The sequence below is a fragment of the Bifidobacterium sp. LH_730 genome, from assembly GCF_056355835.1.
In genome coordinates, this window is record NZ_JBKETB010000044.1 from 1 (window position 1) to 606 (window position 606).

A 606-nucleotide genomic window follows, 5' to 3' on the forward strand; every position below is an offset into this window, starting at 1 on the left:
CGTGCGCGTGCGATCGGCACACATGCACGAGCCCGGGAAACCCGAGTGGGCGCTGCTCCCCGAGGCACCCGCTCCCTCGCCCGACGCCCGCGTGACCATCGACGAGGAGCATGGCACGGCCGAGGTGCGCAACGGGCGCATCGTCGTGCGGGCCACCGCCACCGGCGGCGTGTACGCCGGGTCGGGCTACGAGGAGCCCCGCTGCGCGCTGTCCTTCCACGACGCCGACGGACGCGAACTGTTCCGCGAGGCGGCGCGCGGAGGATCGCTCAACCTGCACGCCCGCCGCTTCACCCCGATCACCGGCGGCGAGACGGCCGTCACCGCGTCCTTCGCCACGCCCGCGGACGAGCGGCTGCACGGCATGGGCGAGTACCAGCAGGACATCCTGGACCTCAAGGGCTGCACGCTCGAGCTGGCGCACCGCAACTCGCAGGCCTCGGTACCCTTCGTGGTCTCCTCCGCGGGCTACGGCTTCCTGTGGAACAACCCGGCCATCGGACGGGTGACCTTCGGAAAGAACCGCACCGAATGGCGGGCCGACGCGACCCGCCAGCTCGACTACTGGGTGACCGCGGGCGCCACGCCCGCCGCGATCATGGAACG

Annotated in this window: 1 pseudogene; it reads left to right on the top strand. The window is 72.3% G+C overall.

The window, feature by feature from the left end:
• Positions 1-22 precede the first annotated feature (22 nt).
• A pseudogene (locus AC1AUD_RS13740) lies at positions 23-606 on the top strand (glycoside hydrolase family 31 protein); the annotation flags it as partial.